The sequence below is a fragment of the Jatrophihabitans cynanchi genome, assembly GCF_027247405.1.
GTDB lineage: Bacteria > Actinomycetota > Actinomycetes > Mycobacteriales > Jatrophihabitantaceae > Jatrophihabitans_B > Jatrophihabitans_B cynanchi.
Genome location: NZ_CP097463.1, coordinates 1,275,850 through 1,295,941, shown reverse-complemented (window position 1 = coordinate 1,295,941; position 20,092 = coordinate 1,275,850). Strand labels below are relative to the sequence as shown.

The following is a 20,092-nucleotide window of genomic DNA, read 5'->3' as shown; positions in this document are numbered from 1 at the left end:
GCGGGACGCTGGCGCCGCGAAGTCACGCGGACGATGAGCCTCGACGCCGACAGCCGTCGAGTGCTCGAGCAGCTTGCCGATCTCGGTGTCCGTCCGCTCCACGAGCTGACCCCCGCCCAGGCCCGCGAACAGGTGGCGCGGTCGCGGCTGCCGGCGGCCCAACAGCGACCGGTTCACCGCGCGAGCGACGTGCTGGTGCCCCGCGCGGACGGCTCGGCGATGCGCGTGCGGGTGCTCTGCCCGTCAACGGACCCGAACGGGTGCGTCGTCTACTTCCACGGAGGCGGCTTCGTCGTGGGAGCGGTCGACGACTACGAGGCGCTCGGTCGTGAGATCGCCCTCGGCACGAACTGCGTGGTCGCGATCGTCGACTATCGGCTCGCGCCCGAGCACCCTTTTCCCGCCGCGGTCGATGACGCGTGGGATGCGGTGAGGTGGGCGGGCCGGGTGCAGTCCGAATGGACATCTGGTGGGCCGTTGATCGTGGCCGGTGACAGCGCGGGCGGCAACCTGGCCGCACTCGCCGCTGTCCGCAGCCGAGACGCGGCCGGGCCGCCCGTCGCCTTGCAGGTGCTGATCTATCCGGTCGCCGATGGCGACCTGGAGACGCCGTCCTATCGGGATCCGGAGAACCAGCTACTGCTGACGCGAGACACCATGCGTTGGTTCTGGGAGCTGTACGCGCCGGACCGGTCGGTGTGGACGAGCCCAGCCGTCTCGCCGCTGCGCGTCCGCGATCTGCGCGGGCTTCCAGCGGCGCTCGTGATCACGGCCGAGCACGACGTCCTGCGCGATGAGGGCGAAGCCTATGCCGACCGCCTGCGGCTCGCAGGCGTGCCGGTCCTAGCCCGCCGGTTCGACGGTCAGATGCACGGCTTCCTGTCCCGGTACGCCATCCAGCCGTCTGCCCGCGTCGCGTTCACCGCGATCCTCGACGAGATGCGCTCGTGTGTCGGCCCTGCGCGAACGATCAGTGAACAGCGAGGTTGACCATGGAAGCGAACCTGACGAGCCCGACGCCGGGGGGCAAGAACGTCACGGACGTCGATGTCGTCGTTGTCGGTGCCGGATTCGGCGGTATGTACGCGCTGCATCGAATGCGCGAGCTGGGCCTGTCGGTGGCCGGCTTCGAAGCCGGCGACGACGTTGGTGGAACCTGGTTCTGGAACCGCTATCCGGGTGCTCGCTGCGATGTCGAGAGTGTCGACTACTCCTACTCCTTCTCCGCCGAGTTGGAGCAGGAGTGGGTGTGGACCGAGCGCTACCCGGCCCAGCCGGAGATTTTGCGATACCTCAACCATGTCGCGGATCGATTCGACCTGCGGCGGGACTTCCGGTTCGGCACGAGGGTGATGGCGGCGCACTACGACGAGCAGGATCGGCGCTGGGCGGTGTCCACCGACTCCGGCCAGCACGTCTCGGCCGCGCTGTGCATCTTCGCCATCGGCAACCTGTCGACCCTGTACGTGCCGGACCTGCCCGGCCTCGACGCGTTCGAAGGCCGGATCCTGCACACGGCGCGCTGGCCCGCGGACGGAGTCGAGTTCGCCGATCGTCGGGTTGGCGTGATCGGCACCGGATCGACTGGCATTCAGGCCATTCCCGCCATCGCGCGCGGGGCGGGCCACGTGACGGTGTTCCAACGAACGCCCAACTACAGCATCCCGGCCGTCAACCGTCCGCTGACCAGCGCCCAACTGGCCGCGATCCGAGCCGACTACCCCGCCCGCCGGGAGCTCAACCGGCGCTCGCGGTCGGGGATCCATGTCGACCGCGGCAGCCAGTCGGCGCTGACGGCCTCGCCGGCTGAGCGGGCGGATGAGTACGCCCGCCGTTGGGCGATGGGCGGCGGCGCGAACTTCCTCGCCGCGTTCGCGGACCTCTACACCGATCTCGATGCCAACGAGACCGCCGCCGAGTTCGTGCGGGGGCAGATCAGGCAGACCGTTCGTGACCCGGACCTGGCGGAGCGACTGACTCCGAAGGGGTATCCGATCGGCAGCAAGCGCATCTGCGTCGACATCGACTACTTCGAGACGTTCAACCGCGACAACGTGAGTCTGGTCGATATCCGCGAGTCTCCTATCCGGTCCGTCACGGCGCACGGAATCTGCACCGAAGACGGGGAGTACCGGCTCGACGATCTGGTCTTCGCGACCGGCTTCGACGCGATCACCGGGCCGCTGTTCGCCATCGACATCTGCGGCGAGCAGGGACGGGCGCTGAGCGAGTCGTGGGCCGACGCCCCGCATACGTACCTCGGCCTCATGACGACGGGATTCCCGAACCTCTTCCTGGTCACCGGCCCCGGGAGCCCGTCGGTGCTGAGCAACGTCGTGGTCTCGATCGAGCATCACGTGGAGCTGATCGTCGGCATCCTCGAAAGCATGAAGGCGCGCGGGTACGGCACCGTTCAGCCCACGGCCGAGGCTGAGGCCGACTGGACCGACCATGTGGACGCGCTGGCCCAGCAGACGCTCTACCCGCGGGCCAACTCCTGGTACATGGGCGCGAACATCCCGGGCAAGCCAAGACGCTTCACACTCTACGCCGGCGGCGTCGATGCCTACCAGGCGGAGTGCGAGCGGATCGTCGCCGCCGGTTACCCGGGCTTCACGTTCGAGCCCTGACCGGTACCCGACCCAGCTGAGAGCCAACGATGGAGGCGAAGTGAGCGAGTTCGACCTGGTGATCAGAGGTGGCTGCGTCGTCGACGGAACCGGCGCGGCCGCCCGCAGTGCCGATGTCGCGGTCACCGGCGGCACCGTCCGGGAGGTGGGTCGGGTCGGCGGCCTCGGCCGGCGCGAAGTGGACGCAAGCGGCGCCGTCGTGGCTCCCGGCTTCGTGGACATCCACACGCACTACGACGGACAGGCCACCTGGGACTCACGCCTGGCCCCGTCGTCCTGGCATGGTGTCACGACCGTCGTCATGGGAAACTGCGGTGTCGGATTCGCGCCGTCCCATACCTACGATCACGACCGACTGATCGAGCTCATGGAGGGTGTGGAGGACATCCCGGGCTCGGCGTTGCACGAAGGGCTCGCGTGGAACTGGTCGTCGTTCGCGGAGTACCTGGACGCGCTCGATGCGCGGACGTTCGACATCGACGTGGCTGCGCAGGTACCGCACGCGGCGCTCCGGGTGTGGGCAATGGGGGAGCGGGCCAGCGCGCGCGAGGTGGCCGACGATATCGAGATCGCCGCGATGGCCGAGCTGGCCGCCGACGCGGTCGAGGCCGGCGCGTTCGGGTTCACCACGTCGCGCACCCTGAACCACAAGAGCGTCACCGGAGAGCTGATCCCGTCCTACGAAGCCCCGGACAACGAACTCGTGGCCATCGCCGCGGCGATCGGGCGCACAGGTAAGGGTGTGCTGCAGCTGGTCACGGACTTCCCGGACGTCGCGGCGGACTTCGAGTTGATGACGGCGATGACCGCGGCCTCTGGGCGTCCGCTCTCGGTCTCGCTGGGACAGCGGCACGACACCCCGGAGACCTACCGCGAGGTGTTGCGGCAGCTGCGCCGGGCCAACGAAGCCGGGCACCGGATGCGCGGTCAGGTCCCCGCGCGGGGCATCGGCCTGTTGCTCGGACTGCAGTGCACGTTGCATCCGTTCATGTTGAACCCGGTACTGCGACAGCTCGCGTCGTTGCCCGTCGATCACCAGGCGTTCCGCATGCGTGACCCTGCGGTCAAGGCGGCCGCTCTGGTCGCCCAGGACGAGCTGGTCGACGAGAACCTCGTCGGCGGGCGACTGATCCACCGGTACGCGCAAATGTACGAGCTCTCGGACCCGCCCAACTACGAACCAGATCCACGGACCTCGATCGCCGCCCGCGCCGAGCAGGTGGGCCGGGCGCCGCAGGAGCTCGCGTACGACCTGATCGCGGCGGGGGACGGCACGACGATGCTGTACCTCATCTCGTCGAACTATGCCTACGGCTCGCTGGACGTCGTACGCGAACTGCTCACCGACCCTTACACCGTTCCCGGTCTGTCCGATGGGGGAGCACACGTAGGGACGATCTGCGACGCGAGCTTCCCGACGACGCTCCTGCAGCACTGGGCCCGGGACCGAACGAACGGCATCGCGTTGGAGGACGTGATCCGTCGTCAGTGCCGGGAGACGGCCCGCACGGTCGGACTGATCGATCGAGGCGTGCTGGCACCTGGCTTCAAGGCCGACATCAACGTGATCGACCTGGACGGACTGCGACTGTACCCGCCGGCGATGACCTTCGACCTGCCGGGAGGTGGCCGACGGCTCTCGCAACGAACTGAGGGTTACGCGTACACCTTTGTGCGGGGCGAACTCACGTATGCCGCGGGCCGATCGACCGACGCGTTGCCCGGGCGGCTGCTTCGCTCCCGCCGGGAGGCCGCGTGAACGCGGTGGGGCGCGTCAGCGACAAGATCGCCCTCGTCTCCGGCGCTGCTCAGGGCCTCGGCGCGAGCCAGGCCGGCCTGCTGGCGCGGCACGGTGCGCGCGTGATGATCGGCGACCTCAACGATGACGTCGGACAGAAGCTGGCGGGCGAGCTGCGTCAGGACGGCCTGGAGGTCGACTTCGTACACCTCGACGTCACGAGCGCGCAGGACTGGGAGCACGCGGTCGAGCGGACCGAGGCTCGGTACGGGCCGATCCAAATTCTCGTGAACAACGCCGGCGTCGTTCGACCAGGGGGGTTCGAGGACGAAACGGTGGCCGGTTGGCGATCGGTGATCGAGATCAATCAGACGGGCGTCTTCCTCGGAATCAGGCACGGCGCGCCCTCGCTCCGAGCGGCCGGCGGAGGGTCGATCGTGAACCTGGCCAGCATCTCCGGCATCGTCGGGCAGGCGGGCTTCGTCGCCTACCAGGCCAGCAAGGGAGCCGTCCGCCAGCTGACCCGCGCGGCTGCCATTCAGTACGCAGCCGAAGGCATCCGGGTCAACGCGGTGTGCCCCGGCGTCATCCGGACGGAGATGTTCGAGCGGACCACCGAGGAGTACCGCGATCGCCGGATGGCCCAGCTGCCGATGGGCCGTTTCGGCGAGCCCGATGAAGTCGCCTACGCGGTGCTGTTCCTGGCGTCGGACGAATCGTCCTACATGACCGCGGCCGAACTGGTCGTCGACGGCGGGCTGACCGCGCAGTGACGTGGTTCGCCCGCCAGCCGACCTAGCCGACGACCGACTCGCGCGTGAGAGCGCCCGCGCCCGCGACCGCGATGGCGGCGCGTTGGCAGGCCGGACAGGTGGCGGCCGCGATCGCGTGCCGCCAAGGCGTCGGCGCGGACGTCGCGATCACGGGGTACCCGCACAGGGCCTCCAGGCCGGCGACCAGCGGCACGGCGCTGACGTGTCGATCCGCCGGCGCGCCTTCGGCGAAGGCGATGTAGAGGTGGCCGTCGTCTCGGTGATTCGAGGTCGATGCAGGCATGACCGATCCATTCTGTAGGCACGGTGATGAGCGAAGGTTCGCAGCGTGTCCGCCGGCCCAGGACGGCGTCGGCGGCGTCACGGAACCGCCGAGAAGCGGGTAGCCGGTACGGTTGCGGACGCGCTCCCCAGAACTCGAACACTTCGGACGTCCTCGCGCGTCTGGCCGAACCGAGCTACGGCGTTCGCGAACTCGAGCTCGGGCGGCGTGAGATCAGCCATCGCCAACAAGCCACGTACCACGGTCGAAGCCGTCGAGCCCCGGTCCGTCGGCGGACTCATGTCAGCTGATCGGGGGTGCTCGCCGGCGTGACCGCGTGGTCCCGGATCGGCCGGCTCGGGCACCGAACCGGTGGGTAGCGATGTCGGTGTTTCGAGGTGCCAGCGCGTGATCCGCTGGAACGCGTCACCGGCCCGCAGGACGAGGCGTTCGTCGAAGGGCCGACCGGCGATCTGTAAGCCGAGCGGCAAGCCGTTTCGGGCAAAACCGATCGGAATCGACAGCACCGGATTTCCGACCGCGTTCCAGTACGCCGTCGGGATGCCCGTCGAACTCTTGAGATCCACCTCGTCGCGCGCGGACAGCTGCGCGCAGTCGAAGGCCGCGAAGATCGATGTGGGTAGGACGATGAGATCCACGTCGTCGTAGACCCGCGCGAGCTGCAGTTGCGCCACGCGGCGAACTCTTTGCGCCTGGATGTAGTCGGTCGCGGACAAGAAAGCAGACGTCAGTAGCCGCGACCGCAGCGATCGCCCGTACGCCAGGTACTGGGATGTCAGCCCTTCGGCGTGCTCCGCAGCGGCCTCGGCGATCAACGTGGTCATCGTGGCGGTGGACGCCTCGACGAAGGAGGGAAGCTGAACGTCGACCAGCCGCGCGCCGAGCGACTGGAACTGACGAAGCGACTCGCGGAAGGCGACGGCGTGCTGAGGTTCCGCGTCGTTCGCGGCTCCCGCCTCGATCACGCCGACTCGGATGCCGGTCAGGTCGCCGGAAAGTCCGGCGAGGTAGTCCTCGACGGGCTGGTCGGTACCCTGCGGGTCGTGCCCGTCGGGTCCGGCGAGCGTGCGTAGAAGTAGCGCGCAGTCCGCGGCGCTTCGAGCCATCGGGCCGATGTGATCCAGCGAGTAGGCGAGCGGTAGGCAACCGGACGTGGGGACGCGACCGAACGTGGGTTTCAGCCCGGAGATGCCGCAGAAGGCGGCCGGCAGCCGAATGCTGCCGGCGGTGTCGGTGCCGAGCGCACCGAGGAACATGCCGGCCTGAATACCGCTGGCCGAGCCGGAACTCGATCCACCCGCCCACTTCTCGACGTTCCACGGGTTGCGTGCAAGTACTCGGCCGCGCGGCTCGTCGGGCATACCGAACGCGAACTCCATCGTGGCCGTCTTGCCCATGATGATGCCGCCGGCCGAGCGAAGCCGGCGGACTGCGGTCGCGTCACCGGCCAGCGAAGTGGCGCCGGAGGCGTCGCTCTCGGCCGTGGTCGGCCCTTCCCGCGTGGTGATTATGTCCTTGATCCCGAGGGGGATGCCGGTGAGGATCGGCGCCGCGCGTCCAGCGCGATCCAGCACCCGGTCGGCCTCGATCGCCGCTTCCAGGGCGGACTCTCGATAGAGCTCGACCAAGGCAGCGAGCCGAGCGTTGTTGCTCTCGCTGGCTTCGATGGCGGTCCGGACGAGGTCCACGCTCGTCGTGGCGCCCGATCGCAACGCCTCGACGGCATCGACGATGGTGCGCGGCGGCAACTGCGGGTCCCGGCTCACGGCTGTCGTCCGCTCGAGCGCGCCGTCCCGCAGCCGGGCTCGCCGGCCCGCCGATCATCCTCGATCCGGTCGACCCGAAGATGCTCGAACGCGGCGTCCACTCTCGGCCTGATGTGGTTGGCGAAGAACTCGGCTCGTTCGTATGCCTGCTCGAACGGCTCTCCGGGGAACTGCGCCCACCAGCGGACGTCACTGATCGCGGGATAGCCACCCAGCAGCGCGGTGAGTTCGCGGACCGCGGTATCCGGGTCCCAGAGCTCGAGGTAGCCGGCCGTGATGAGGTCGGAGGGCTGGGTGAACGGCGCGGGCTCGGCGAAGGCGCCGAGCTTGATGTAGTTGTTCACGTAGTACAACAGGTGCTCGCCGACGGTGGCCAACGTGCGCTCGGGATCGGCGCTGATGACCGCCGGCACGGTGCACATCATCTGCGCAGCCGTACGGTCCCGGCCGACGCGCTCGATGGCGTCCAGATACTCGTCGAAGAATTGCCGCGCGCGTCCCGGTCGCGCGGGCGGGAGATAGGCATCTGCGATCCGCGCCGCGCGTTCGATCGCGCGGGGCGCCTTCCCCCCGAGCAGGATCCTCGGCGGCTTGGTCGGGATCGGTGTGACGGTCACGGCCGGTCCGTCCGGGAAGGCATCGTCCACCGAAACCTGCTGGCCCGCCCAAGCACCTCGCAGCCGGGCGATATGGGATTCGGTCAGCTGGCCCCGCCGGTGGAACGGTTGCCCGAAGGCGCGGAACTCCTCGTCGCGGTACCCCACCGCGACTCCGAGGTCGAAGCGGCCTTTCGACTGGATCGACAGGGCGGCGGCGTCCTCCGCGAGTCGCAGTGGATGGTGCAGGGGGGCCACGATGACGTTCGAGGCCAGCCGGATCCGGGAGGTGCACGTCGCCACTCCGGCAAGAAAGATCAAGGGAGACGACACATAGCCGTCCGGCTCGAAGTGGTGCTCGCTCACCCAGATCGAGTCGAAGCCGATCGTCTCGGCCCAGGCGGCGTGCTCGATCGACTCGTGGTACAGGTCCTCGGGCGCCCGGCGCCAGCGGGACGGATTCTGCAGGTGGTAGGCCAGGCCGAAGCGAGGACGTCCTCGCGGCCGCGTCACGTCGCTCATGTGTCGACTCCGATCTTTCGATGCTGCGGGCGGCGCGCCGTTCGTACTACAGCTCTCGCCCGACCCGCGCTCCTTCGAGCGTCGCGTGCATGATGCGGCGCGGAGCGAGCGCGTCTCCGACGACGTATAGCTCAGGTACTCGTCCTTCGAGCGCGCGCGCCAGCGCGTCATTCGGCGTGAGCCCGCACGCGAGCAGTGCCTGCGCATCGGGGACAACGCGGATCTCGCCGGTGAGTGAGTGCTGAAGCTGAACGTGGCCTGATCCGATCGAGAGGAGACGGTGGCAGTTCGAGACGCGAACTCCTTTGCGAACGAGCCGGTCGAAGAGCGTCAGCCGGGTGGCGTCCTCGGCGTTCTTCGCGAAGTCCAGGTGTTCGGAGATCAGCTCGACCTCACAGCCGCGGTCCGCGGCGAACTCGGCGAGGGTCGCTCCGGCGATATCGGGGTCCAACCCGCAGACGACGACGACACGATCGGCGAGGGTGACACTGCCGTCGAGCGCCATCGTCGCGGTGATCGCGGTGGCCGCGCTCAGGCCAGGTAGCTCCGGGATCAGCGCGGTGCCGCCGGTTGCCACGACGACGGCATCGGGTTCGAACTCGACGATCTCCTCGGCCGAGACGTCGTTTCCGAGCATCAGCTGAACGCCGAGGCGAGCCAGCTCGCCCTCGAAGAACGCGGCCTGATCACGAAGGTTGCGACGGTTGGCGTCGTTGGCCAGCAGCCGCGGCGTCCCGCCGATGGACCGGGCTCGATCGGCGAGGTAGACCGTGTGCCCGCGCAGGGCCGCGACCCGTGCGGCTTCCATGCCGGCCGGTCCGGCGCCGATGACGACGACGGTCTTGGGTCGGGCCGCCGCGACCGGCTCCAGTTCGTCCTCGCGCGCCGCGGCCGCATTGACCGCGCACGTCATCGGGGTGCGGTGCGAACCGATGTGATGACACTCGGAGAGTCCGAGACACATCCGCACGCGCTCGGGCTGTCCCGCCCGAACCTTGTTCGGCAGGTCCGGATCGGCGATGAGCGCGCGGACCATGCCGACCATATCGGCGGAGCCGTCCGCCAGGATGCCTTCAGCGACAGAAGGGTCGGCGATGCGCCCGGTGACGATCACGGGCACATCGACTGCCTTGCGTACTGCAGCCGCGGCAGCGACGTTGTGGGCCGGCTCGCGGTACCACGGGCTCACGTAGGCAAGCTCGTAACCAGTGCCGAACCCGGAGTAGTTGCCACCCGACACGCTGATGTACGCGACGTGGGGAGCTATCAGCGCCGCGATGGCGGCCAGCTCCTCGACGGAGAGACCGCGGCCGGATCCGTCTCCGTCGACACCGAGCCGTACTCCGATCGGATAGGAGCCCACGTACTCGCGTGCCGCTTCGATGATGGCGATCAGAAGGCGAACTCGATTGGGGCGCTCGCCGCCCCACTGGTCGGTCCGGCGGTTGAAGTACGGCGACAGGAACTGGGTGATCAGGTAGCCGTGGGCTCCGTGGATCTCCGCGGCGTCGACGCCCGCGTCGCGTACCCGGCGGATGCTGTGTGCGAACGCCGCGATCAGATCCCCGATCTCCGACTCGCTCAGCGGGTGCGGTACGAACGCATCGTAGGGATCGGGAACGGCCGACGGCCCCACCGGCGGTTCGGTACGCAGGGCGTGCGGAGCGGCCCCCAGGTGGTAGACCTGCGAAAAGGTGCGTGCGCCCTCCGCGGCGAGAGCGCTCGCCCGCTTTGCCAGCCGAGGGATGATGAGATCGTCGTAGTACGCGATGCCCGCGTCGGTGAGCGGAGGCAGCGGCTTCTGGTCCCAGTCCGGGGTTCGCTGGGCCGGCCCGTGGCCGACGGTGTAGTTCGCCGATCCCTCGCTGCCGAACAGGCCGATCATGCCCACTCCACCACGGGCCCGCTCGATCAGATAGCGCAGCTCGCGTTGTTCCGGCAGTGCGGTGCTGTGGGTCGTGTTCACGATGCGGTTGCGCACGGTGAAGTTTCCGACCGTCAGCGGTTCGAACAGCCGCCGATATGCGGCCGGTGTCGTCGGTTCGGTGGGATCAGACGTTTCCTGCGTATCAGCCGACAAACTGTTCACCTTCTCCTGGTCGTGGCGGGGCGCGGAAAACGAGGATCGACGATCCGTCTCAGGCCGACACTCGTCCGGCCCGCCGAACCGCGTGCTCGGCCGCGACCGTCCCGAACACCGAGCCGAGGGCAAGGCCGCCGCCGTAACCGTGGGCGAAGGTTCCTCCGCTGTCCGCACCGGCGGCAAGGAGGCCATCGATGGCCTGTCCATCGGCTCGAAGTACGCGCGCGTCCTTGTCGATCCGCAGGCCGCCCATCGAGAAGGTGATCGCCGGCTGGGCCTCGACGGCGAAGAACGGCCCCTCGTCGAGCGCCGTTCGATAGCGGTCCCGGGGTGGCGAGAGCACCTCGTCCGATCCCAGGGCCAAGTTGAAGGTCTCGACCGTCTGCATACTTCGACTCCCATCGAAGCCCCACTCACCGATCATCTGGGCGAGCGCCTCCCATGTGTCGGCCTGGGCAATACGACCACCGACCCGCTGGGCCTCCGCGAGCCGATCGACCACCTCCAGGCCTTGCACGCCGGTAGAGCCGACAGCAAGGGTGGAGCGAACTCGCTCGTCGAACAACACCGCGACTCTCGGTTCGGGCTGCGCGATCGCAGCTTGGGCACACAGGGCGTAACCGCGGGACTCGTCGGTGATCCGTTCGCCCTGGAGATTGACTACGATGCTGTGCGTGCAGTACCACTGGGACAGGCGGACGAAGTCTGCTTCGTGGAGCGCCGACAGTGGCGAGATCATCAGGTGCCCGTAGAAGCCGTTCATGTGCTCGGACGTAGCCGCACCCGCCGCGAGGCCGAGGCGCAGCCCGTCACCCGCGCTGACCGGGTTCGAGCGCAGCAGCATCGTCTCGGCCGCCGAACCGAGGTACTGGCGTCGTCGACCGGGGTCGCCCTGGAACCCGCCGGTCGCGAGCAGGACCGACTTCGCCTCGACGACGTACGTACCGTCGCGATCGGTCACGACCGCGCCAGTGACGGCGTCGCCGTCAAGGACAAGCCGGTCCACCGACGCCCCGGTCACCACCCAGCCGCCGGAGCTGCGAACCTGTCGCTCGCAGGCGCGGAGGTAGCCGATGATGTCGATGATCTGCCCGACCCCGTAGCCGAGCACGCCGGTCCGATCGCCCACCTCGACTCCGGTGGCTCGAACCCAGGCCAGCGCCTCGGGGAAGCGGTCGAAGAAGACGTCGACCAGCTCGGCCTCGCCCGAAGGATCGACGGCTCTGAGCAGGTCCCGGCTCGCCGGCTGCCACAGAACGCCACCGGACATCGCCGCAGAGCCGCCGGTGTGTTGCGCCTTCTCCACCAAAGCCACTTGGCAGCCGGCTGCGCTCGCACGGGCCGCGGCCGTGAGTCCAGCCATTCCGCCACCTACGACCAGAAAATCGACTCTCAAGGTTTCAGCTACCATAGATCCGAGGTTATAATACTAGACATTTACCGGCAAGCGATCTTAGCGTTTTGATGCGCTCCGGGAGCCAAGCGATCACCTTGTGGATCAGCGCATCGGGTCAACAGCCAACAGTCTGGTATTTGTAATATAGTTGTAACCGCAGCCGGACTGGTTGCTGTGAGGAGGCGCAATGCACTCCCTTGACGTCGCGGCCGTCCTGCTCCGCGCGACGCTCGGGCTGACGATGCTGGCACACGGGTGGAACCACGTTTTCGGCGGCGGCAAGATCGCCGGGACCGCGCGCTGGTTCGCATCGATCGGCATGCGACCCCCATTGGTCCACGCGTGGGTGGCGAGCGTGAGCGAACTCGGCTGCGGCGCCTTGCTTCTGGCGGGAGCCCTGACGCCCCTCGCCTGTGGCGGAGTGCTCGGGACGATGGTCGTGGCCCTGACGACGAATCATCTCCGGAACGGCTTTTTCATCTTCCGGCCCGGCGAGGGCTACGAATACGTCCTGATGATCTCGATCGTGGCCGTGGCGCTCGCCGGTGTTGGTGCCGGATATCTGTCGATTGACCACGCCGTCGACCTACCGCTGAGCGGATTCGGTGCGATCTTGACCTGCGTCGGTCTTGGCTTCGGCGGAGCGGGCCTGACCGTGGCTACGTCCTGGCGTCCGCAGGCTGAACCCGAACCGCAGTAGTGCCCGGCGCGAAGGCGCGGGCGATCGCGCGGACAGCGAGCGCGCAGGCCCTCGCGACCGTGCCATTTGTCCTGATCGGGACGATGGCGCCGCACATGCGTCACGATCTCCGGTTCGGCAACGTGGCACTGGGGCCGCTATCTCCATCGCGTTCGGCGTGGGGGAGCTCTGTTCGATGGCAGCCGGAGTTGTCTGCCAGCGGGTAGGAGCGACGGCGGGCATGCGGCTCGGGCTCCTCGTCTCGGCGGTCTCGTTCGCCGACACGGCAGAGGCCCGCAACTGGTTGCTACTACTTCCATTCGCGATGGCCGCCGGGTTGGCGATAGCGATCGCCTAACCGGCTGACCTGTTCATCGGTGATCGTCTGAGTGTTTCCCCGACACGGCACGGCGCTGGGCCTGAAGCAGGTGGCCGCCCGCCCGGGACTGGGCTTCACAACTGGCTTGGCCGTGCCGATCGTGGTAGTGATCAGCTGGCGCGGTGTGTTCGGTTTCGCCGCGGTAGCCGCACTCGGCCTTGCTCTCTGCGTTCGCCCCGATCCCGTCCGGGACGGTGGGTAGACCGTTCGCACAGCCGGTTGACCAGTCGGTTGTGCCCCCGTCCCTGGTCGCGCGGCTCTGGCGGCCGGCTTCGGCGCCTTCGCGCAGTCGGCATTCGTCTCGTTCGCGATCAGTGGTGCCGTTACAGCCGCCAAGGGCTTCGCGGTTCGGCCGCCGATGATCATCGCGGTGGTCCTGACTGGCCGATAGCTCGAGCGATGTCGATCTCGAACGGCGGATTGTTCTGTGACATGCTGCGCCTGCGCGTTGGTGGACCCACATCCTCATGCATCCGCTTCGATGGCCACTTGTGTCGGTGACATACGTGTCCGCTCACGCCGCGTTGCGTCCGTTGAGGCTGTCCGCTCAAGGCCGCGGGCGGGCGTGGGCGGGCGTGATTGAAGGTCTGATCGGTGCTGGTGGCGGTCTGCTGTGCGTCGGTGCTATGCGTGTCCGGTTCGGCTGTTCCGGCGTGGATGGCGTTGGCAGGGTTCGTGAGCCTCTGTGGGGGTGTCTGCCGAGGCGACCGGTCCGCGGCTGAGGACGACTAACTGATCGAAATGTGCGCGGTCGCGCGAATCGGGCGGGGCGCCGTACGCCTTGGATTCAAGACGGCCGGGTTGTATGTGCCGGTATCGGCCCCGCAGCCGTCGGCTCACCATGGTCTCGCCTCGTCTGCGAAGGGGTTGGTGGGCCTTCCTGACGCCGCAGATTCTCGTCTGCGATTTGATCTCGGTTGGGGTTGGCGTGCCGGTCAGGGTGTTCGTTTGCGGATGTGGTCGAGGGCGGCGATGGCGGCGGCGTCGGCGTGGGGGAGGGAGTGTAGGTACTGCTCGGTGGTGGTGAGTCGGGCGTGGCCCATTCGGTCTTTGACGGCTTGCAGGTCGGCGCCGCCGGCGAGCAGCCAGGAGGCGTGGGCGTGGCGCAGGTCGTGCACGCGCACGTGGAAGCCGAGGCCCGCTTGGGTGAGGGCGGGCACCCAGATTTGTTGGCGGAACCAGGAGCGCGAGATGTGTGGATCCGCCTCACCGGGGGATGAGGGGTCCGCGGCTCGGGATCTGTCGGCGCCACTCGCACGCCGCTGGGCGCGGTAGCTGGCGTACGCGTCTTTGCAGTGTTGGCAGCGGCACGGGCCCATGTTGTAGGCGGTCAGGGTGCCGTGCCGGTACGTCTTGCCGCCCGCGTTCGGCTCGGTGCTGCCTAGGCCGGCCGGGTCGCGGAGCGGGTCGGGTTCGTGTCGCCGGTCCCGGGCGGGTGCGGCGAAGAGCAGATCGTCAGGCGTCTTGCCGCTGATGTGGCCGGCGAGCAGGTCCCGGACGTGGGTGGAGAGCCCGACGCGGCGCGGTGCTTTGTCTTTCGGGTACTCCTTGATCAGGAACCGGCCGCCGTTGGGGTGGAATTTGGCGGCGATCTCGATCACGACCCGGGACACGATCAGCGCGTTGGCGTCCAGGCGTAGGTCGCGGACGCGCAGTTCGACGAGTTCGCCCCAGCGCAGCCCGGTCTCGATGTCGGTCTCGACCAGCAGCCGCATCTCCTGGTTGGGGAGGGCGGTGTGGATGCGCGCGTACTGCTCGGGGGTGATGATCCGCCGTGTTGCCGGCGGCACGGTCGGGGCTTTGATGCCGGCGCACGGGTGCAGGCTGGTGATCTGGTCGTTCAGCGCGGTGGTGAAGATCGCCGACAGCACTGACAGGCAGTATTTGATCGTTGCCGGCTTGACTCCCTGGTCCTTCAAATGCGTGACCCAGGTCCGCACGTCCGCAGGCAGGATGGCGATCATCTTGTACCCGCCGAAGGTCGGCAGGATGTGCTTGTCCAAGACGTAGCGGTAGTTCTGCCGGGTAGTCAGTTCGATCGAATGGTTGGGGAACCACTCGTCTTCCACGTAGCGGGCGAACGACTGCCGGCCGCGGCCGGCATCGCTGTGCCGGCCCTGCGCGGTGTTGGCCTCGGCCCGCTGCCAGGCCCGGTCCGCCTCCCGGCGGGAGGCGAAGGTGCCGGCTGAGCGGCGCCGGCCGGTGACGTCGTCGTAGTAGGCGGTGTAGCGGGCCTTGCCGTCGCGGCCGACCCGCTTACGTGACTGCCCCACGAGCACCTCCATGAGCCTCGGCGGTGTGGTTTCGGCTGGACCCTGATTTGACCCTACGACCCGCCGTCACGCGGTGATACGAGCCGACATCAGATGGCATCGCCGGCACCGCATATCCGCAGTAAAATAAGGCTCATCGTAACCCGACGGCCCGAAGACACAAGGAGTAGCTGAACCGTTGACACCCCGCTGGCAGTGTGGGGGTCAGGGGTTCGAGTCCCCTCAGCTCCACTTGAATGCCCAGATTTCCGGGCCTGCATTGCTTCGACCGATCCTGGCCGCGAACGAAACGGCACGAGCGACCCCTCGTCGACCCTGACCGTAGGCAGTGTGGATGCGTTAGGTTCGAGTAGCGGCTTCGGTCGTGTGATGGTGAAGCCAGGCGGCGTGACGCGTTAGGCGGCTGGCGGCTCGCGTGGAATCGCGCTGCCGGCCGGGGCTTGGAAGCCGGATTAGACTGCCTGTGTGGCCGCGGCGCGGGACTATGAGGAGCTGCACCGGCTTGTCGACCGGCTCTCGCCGGAGCAGGTGCAGCGTCTTCGCGTGTTCGCCGAAGCCGACCCCGAGCTGCACGAGCTGTTGGCCGGCGCTCCGTCAGATCAATCCGCCGACGCGCCCGGGGCCCGGCAGCGGCTGCTCGCGCTGGCTGGGATTTGGCGGACCGGCCCGTCCGATGCGGCGGTGCGTCATGACGAGTTGATCCGCGAACGGCTCGCCCGCTCCTCGTGACCGACGCGACGATCGTCGACACAGGTCCGCTGGTCGCTCTGCTCAGCCGCAACGACACGCACCACCGGCGCTGCGTCGAGTTCTTCGGGTCGCTGACCGGGACACCGCTGTTGCCGACGACGGTACTGGTCGAGGTGTGCTGGCTGCTCGAGAACGAGCCGACGGCCGAAGCGGAGTTCCTGGACTCCGTCGCAGCCGGCGCGTTCAAGCTGCTCCCGCTCACGAAAGCGGATCTCACCCGGACGGCTGAGCTCGTTCGTCAGTACGCCGACTTCCCGCTCGGCACCGTCGACGCGTCCGTGATCGCACTCGCCGAGCGGCTCAAGCTGCACGAGATCATCACGCTGGACCACCGTCACTTCCGAGCCGTGCGGCCACGCCACATTCCCGCGTTCACACTGCTGCCCTCATGACGGTCAGCTTCCGCAGGCTGCGCGTTGCGCGTGTTCGCCGGCCCGCAGGCCAGAGGATTCGTCGTGACGGCGTTCCCCACGGCCGACTCGCCGCGATGACCGATGACTATAAGGTCGTTTCGCCATCGAGTTGGTCTGGACCCACGCGATGAGCTGCGCATCCGTGCCCAGGGCGATGAAGTCAGCCAGGGCCGGCATCCGGGTGCTGTCGACGTGGTGGCGGCGCTTGCCGTCGAGCCAGTCGAGCGACTCCTCCCGCAGTGTCGATGCGACGTTCTCGACGTGCTCCTCGACGGAGTCGCTCTCGACCGGTCGGTAGATCGACGTTCCGATGATCTCGACCTCGGCGAAGGGGTCACCGTCCTCATCGCGGCCGTGACGGATAACGCGGCCGATCTGGCCCGCAAGCGAGGTGCGCGCCATCGCGATCGTCTGCTCGTCGTGCAGCCCGAGACGCTCGAGGACGCTCTCGCGCGCGGCACTCACCCTCTCCTCGCTCAGGTCGATCACATGGCCCCGGTCGGCGTCGTCGTCCTTGAGGCTCTCACCGTCCGGGTCGGCCTCGGCGCGGTCCCATGCGCGGTGTACCGCGTCTTCGTAGGCCTCGATCTCGTGTGCGCTGAACAGGTGCCGGTTGTCGTCGGTGATCAGGTAACCGACCTCGTGCCACGCCTGGATGAACGCCGTGTCGACACCGGCCCGCTTCGTCGCGGCGTACAACTCGGCGAACATCGCCTCCTCATCCAGGGCCACCGGCACGTCCTGGTCTGGATCGAAGAAGAGCGGATCGTCGCCGGTGGGTTCGCGACCGAACTTCGCGACGAAGCTCTCGCGCTGTCGCCGCAAAAGTTCGATCTCCTGCGGGCGGAGGTGGATGGTGCGACCGGTCTCGGTCCTCGTCTGGTGCACGAACCGCGGATCTCCTTGGCGTTGGACGATCAGCCTGGCGTGCGTCTCCCGGGCCCGTTCCTTCGCCGCCCGCGCGCGCTTGGTCTTGCGGCTCTCACCCTCGCCCATCAGGGTGACCTCCCGACTCGCCGAACTGCACCTCGTCGAGCGCGATGTCTGCTCGAGCGTCGAGTTAACGATATCCGCGTCCTCTGTCTCGACACGGGTATCGTCAGGACGGCTCGGACGGTGATGCGCCACTGGCGAGCGGGCCGCTCAAGGCCAGATCCGGACGCATGCGTTACCGCCGGTCATGCCGATGTGCGATTGCACGCGTCCAACTGGCTCGCCGTGCAGTGTTGGCCGGCACCGTCGTAGGATCCGTCTTCCGCCAAGAACCTCGGCCTGGAATTGGTAGCGAGATGGCTTGAACGCCTCGGCACCGTAGGCCTGCAAATGCGTGCATGCCCGTCGTGTACCCCTGGCCTTGATCAGACTGCCGTGTAGCCTCCGTCGACTATGAGCGCCTGTCCGGTGATGTACGCGGAGGCGTCGGAGGCAAGGAAGACGATGAGGCCAGTCACGTCGTCCGGCAGTCCTTGCCGACGTAGTGGGATCGAGGCCTCCAGTGCCCGGCGTGCCGCGTCGGGGTCTGGCTGCTGGTTCCAGAAGGGCTCGTTGAACGGCGTGTCGATCCAGCCTGGGCACACTGCGTTGACGGTGATCCTGTCCGGGCCGAGTTCGTCGGCCAGCCCGCGGACCAGACCGAGCAGGCCCGCCTTGGTCGCGTGATAGGCGTGCAGCCCGCCGTGCCCGCGGAAGGCGCCCGTCGACGAGGTCAGGATGACCCGGCCGGCATCGCTGCGGCGCAGGGCCGGCGTGGCAGATTGGACGAGGTGAAACGGTGTCGAGAGGTTGACCTGCAGGGAGCGAGCCCACGCCTGCACCGTCCAGTCGCCGAGGTCGTGCGCTTCGAGGATCCCCGCGTTGTAGAAGACGACGTCGAGCACACCGCCGGTACGCGCGAGAGCGGCGTCGACCACCGCGGCGGCCGCGCCGGGATCGGCGAAATCGCTGGGGACGAACCATGCCGGGCCGTGATCATCCTGGCGAAGCAGTGCCTCGGCCGCTGCCGCGTTGATGTCCGCGAGCACCACCTGGTCGCCGCGGCGCCGGAGCGTACGTACGGCGGCGGCTCCGATTCCGGTAGCCCCGCCGGCGACGAGTACAGCGCTCATCGGGCGCCACCACCAGTGCGGCGCCTACTGTGTCGGTTCATCACACCACCATCTCGATCGGCTGGGACGGGTCTGAAACTCGAGTGCCGGCGTGTGGTCCTCGGCAGCATCGAGGCTGCGCAGAGACTCGACCATCGCAGCCAACGGCCCAACATCGTTCGCGAGCAGCTCCTTCTCTGCGTCGGGCAGTGACACCCCCATCCGCGCCAGCGCCGACCGTACAGCCGCGTGCGCACTGCCGTCGGGTCCGGCCACGGCCGCCGTGGTCTTCGGCGCAGCCACTGGATGCCTGTCGACGGGCAGCGGCGAGGGGACTCGTAAGTGCCAGTCCGTGCGTTGTTGGACGGCATCCGCCACGCGGAGGACGGTGGCCTCCTCGAACGGTCTGCCCGCGACCTGCACCGACAGCGGCAGCCCGGCGGCGGTGAAGCCCATTGGGAGCGCGACCACCGGATGCGCCACCGCGTTCCAGTAGGTGGTGAACACGGCCTCCATCACGTCCGCGATGGCGTTCACCCGGCCGAGGAGGCCGGAGTACTCCGGCGCACCGGTGGCACAGGTCGGCATAATGACCGCGTCCACCTGCTGAAACGTCTCGGTCAGCGCGGTCTGCACGGCACGACGCACCCGCTGGGCCTGGACGTAGTCCGCTGCCGGGATCAGACTGCCCTGCGCGATGACGTACCTGGTGCTTGGCGCATAGTCGTCCGGTCGCGCGGCGAGGTTGGCCCGGTGGTAGGTGAGCGCCTCGACCAACATGGTGATCCTGGCCGCGGCAAGCCCTTCGGCGTAGTACGGAAGTCGCACGGCCTGGACCCTGGCGCCGGCCTGCGCCAGGGTGTTCGCCACCGCCTCGAACTGTGGGGCAACCGCGCGATCCTGCTCAACTGTGCCGACGTCCGGCCTGGCGACGCCGATGCGCAGTCCCACCAGGTCGCGATCAAGCTGGGCGCCGAAGTCCGGCACCGACTGCGTGCTCGATGAGGTGTCGCTCGGGTCGGGGCCGGCGATCGCCGCGAGCACTGTCGCGCAGTCCCGGGCGCTACGGGCGATCGGGCCCACCCGATCGAGGCTGTAACCGAGGGGGAAGACCCCGGACGTCGGTACCCGGCCGAGGGTCGGCATCAGGCCAGTGACGCCGCAGAACGCCGCGGGGATACGGATGCTGCCGCCGGTGTCCGTGCCCAGTCCGGCGAAGATCAGCCCCGCAGCGGTCGCGATCGCGGCACCGGAACTCGATCCGCCCGGCCAGGTGTTCACATCCCACGGATTGCGGGGGAAGGGGAACGGAGCGTCGTGATCGGGCATGCCGATCGCGAACTCCATCGTGGTCAGTTTGCCGGTGATGACCGCGCCGGCGCGCCGGAGCCGCCGCACCACGGGTGCGTCGCGCCCGAGCCAGCACGAAGGCTCGACCGCCCGGCTCTGCGCGCCCGTCGGCCCCTCCCGGCTCGCGATCACGTCCTTGACCGCGACCGGGATGCCGTGCAGGGAGCCCCGATCGTGACCGGCGGCAAGTTCGCGATCGGCGCGTTCAGCGGCGGCGAGCGCCTCGTCGTCGAAGCGCCGGGCGTAGGCGCCCAATTCGGGATCCAGCGCCTTCGCGCGGCGAAGGGCCGCAGCGGTCAACTCGCTACTGCTGACCGCACCGGCGCGAAGCTGGGCAGCGGCTTCGGCAATCGTCCTCGGCACGTCGGCCACGACGC

The 20,092-nt window shown here is 68.3% G+C and carries 16 protein-coding genes; 7 read left to right on the top strand and 9 right to left on the bottom strand.

Annotation, left to right across the window (positions count from 1 at the left end; all coding sequences use genetic code 11):
* Positions 1–33 precede the first annotated feature (33 nt).
* From M6B22_RS06215 to M6B22_RS06200, 4 genes are read left to right on the top strand one after another with little or no spacing between them, the layout of a single operon-like run.
* Entirely contained in the window at positions 34–990 is a 957-nt protein-coding gene (locus M6B22_RS06215; protein WP_269444907.1) for an alpha/beta hydrolase, read from the top strand.
* Between the two features lie 2 nt (positions 991–992).
* On the top strand, positions 993–2,630 hold the full coding sequence (locus M6B22_RS06210; protein ID WP_269444906.1) for a flavin-containing monooxygenase: 1,638 nt from the start codon (positions 993–995) through the stop codon (positions 2,628–2,630).
* A 40-nt stretch (positions 2,631–2,670) separates the two neighbouring features.
* Positions 2,671–4,389 (top strand): N-acyl-D-amino-acid deacylase family protein, encoded by a 1,719-nt coding sequence (locus M6B22_RS06205; protein ID WP_269444905.1) that lies wholly within the window; start codon positions 2,671–2,673, stop codon positions 4,387–4,389.
* Positions 4,386–5,141: an SDR family NAD(P)-dependent oxidoreductase gene (locus M6B22_RS06200; RefSeq protein WP_269444904.1), complete on the top strand. Its 756-nt coding sequence runs from the start codon at positions 4,386–4,388 to the stop codon at positions 5,139–5,141. Before M6B22_RS06205 ends, M6B22_RS06200 begins: the two co-directional genes overlap by 4 nt.
* 22 nt (positions 5,142–5,163) lie before the next feature.
* Here M6B22_RS06200 and M6B22_RS06195 read toward each other — a convergent pair whose 3' ends face one another.
* From M6B22_RS06195 to M6B22_RS06175, 5 genes are all read right to left on the bottom strand, one after another.
* Entirely contained in the window at positions 5,164–5,424 is a 261-nt protein-coding gene (locus M6B22_RS06195) for a hypothetical protein (RefSeq protein ID WP_269444903.1), read from the bottom strand.
* A gap of 77 nt (positions 5,425–5,501) precedes the next feature.
* Entirely contained in the window at positions 5,502–7,190 is a 1,689-nt protein-coding gene (locus M6B22_RS06190) for an amidase (protein ID WP_269444902.1), read from the bottom strand.
* Positions 7,187–8,308, bottom strand: a complete 1,122-nt coding sequence (locus tag M6B22_RS06185; protein ID WP_269444901.1) for an LLM class flavin-dependent oxidoreductase — start codon at positions 8,306–8,308, stop codon at positions 7,187–7,189. Before M6B22_RS06185 ends, M6B22_RS06190 begins: the two co-directional genes overlap by 4 nt.
* Before the next feature lie 46 nt (positions 8,309–8,354).
* Positions 8,355–10,289, bottom strand: a complete 1,935-nt coding sequence (locus M6B22_RS06180) for an oxidoreductase (protein WP_331459791.1) — start codon at positions 10,287–10,289, stop codon at positions 8,355–8,357.
* A gap of 157 nt (positions 10,290–10,446) precedes the next feature.
* Positions 10,447–11,754 (bottom strand): FAD-dependent oxidoreductase, encoded by a 1,308-nt coding sequence (locus M6B22_RS06175; RefSeq protein WP_331459790.1) that lies wholly within the window; start codon positions 11,752–11,754, stop codon positions 10,447–10,449.
* A gap of 220 nt (positions 11,755–11,974) precedes the next feature.
* Here M6B22_RS06175 and M6B22_RS06170 point away from each other — a divergent pair, with 220 nt between their 5' ends.
* A complete protein-coding gene (locus tag M6B22_RS06170) occupies positions 11,975–12,487 on the top strand; it encodes a DoxX family protein (RefSeq protein WP_269444898.1) in 513 nt (170 codons plus the stop codon).
* 1,293 nt (positions 12,488–13,780) lie between these two features.
* On the opposite strand, the gene M6B22_RS06165 is transcribed toward M6B22_RS06170, so the two are convergent.
* On the bottom strand, positions 13,781–15,118 hold the full coding sequence (locus M6B22_RS06165) for a tyrosine-type recombinase/integrase (RefSeq protein WP_269444897.1): 1,338 nt from the start codon (positions 15,116–15,118) through the stop codon (positions 13,781–13,783).
* A 465-nt stretch (positions 15,119–15,583) separates the two neighbouring features.
* On the opposite strand from M6B22_RS06165, the gene M6B22_RS06160 reads away from it, so the two are divergent.
* Together M6B22_RS06160 and M6B22_RS06155 are read left to right on the top strand one after the other, a co-directional pair.
* Positions 15,584–15,847: a hypothetical protein gene (locus M6B22_RS06160; protein WP_269444896.1), complete on the top strand. Its 264-nt coding sequence runs from the start codon at positions 15,584–15,586 to the stop codon at positions 15,845–15,847.
* Positions 15,844–16,260, top strand: a complete 417-nt coding sequence (locus M6B22_RS06155) for a type II toxin-antitoxin system VapC family toxin (protein WP_269444895.1) — start codon at positions 15,844–15,846, stop codon at positions 16,258–16,260. Before M6B22_RS06160 ends, M6B22_RS06155 begins: the two co-directional genes overlap by 4 nt.
* A gap of 3 nt (positions 16,261–16,263) precedes the next feature.
* Here M6B22_RS06155 and M6B22_RS06150 read toward each other — a convergent pair whose 3' ends face one another.
* The 3 genes from M6B22_RS06150 to M6B22_RS06140 all read right to left on the bottom strand — a co-directional run bounded on the left by M6B22_RS06150 (position 16,264) and on the right by M6B22_RS06140 (position 20,087).
* Positions 16,264–17,277 (bottom strand): hypothetical protein, encoded by a 1,014-nt coding sequence (locus tag M6B22_RS06150; protein ID WP_269444894.1) that lies wholly within the window; start codon positions 17,275–17,277, stop codon positions 16,264–16,266.
* Between the two features lie 362 nt (positions 17,278–17,639).
* The gene (locus M6B22_RS06145; protein ID WP_269444893.1) at positions 17,640–18,386 is read right to left on the bottom strand and encodes an SDR family NAD(P)-dependent oxidoreductase; all 747 of its coding nucleotides are present in this window, start codon (positions 18,384–18,386) and stop codon (positions 17,640–17,642) included.
* A gap of 24 nt (positions 18,387–18,410) precedes the next feature.
* Positions 18,411–20,087, bottom strand: a complete 1,677-nt coding sequence (locus M6B22_RS06140) for an amidase (protein ID WP_269444892.1) — start codon at positions 20,085–20,087, stop codon at positions 18,411–18,413.
* Positions 20,088–20,092: the final 5 nt, after the last annotated feature.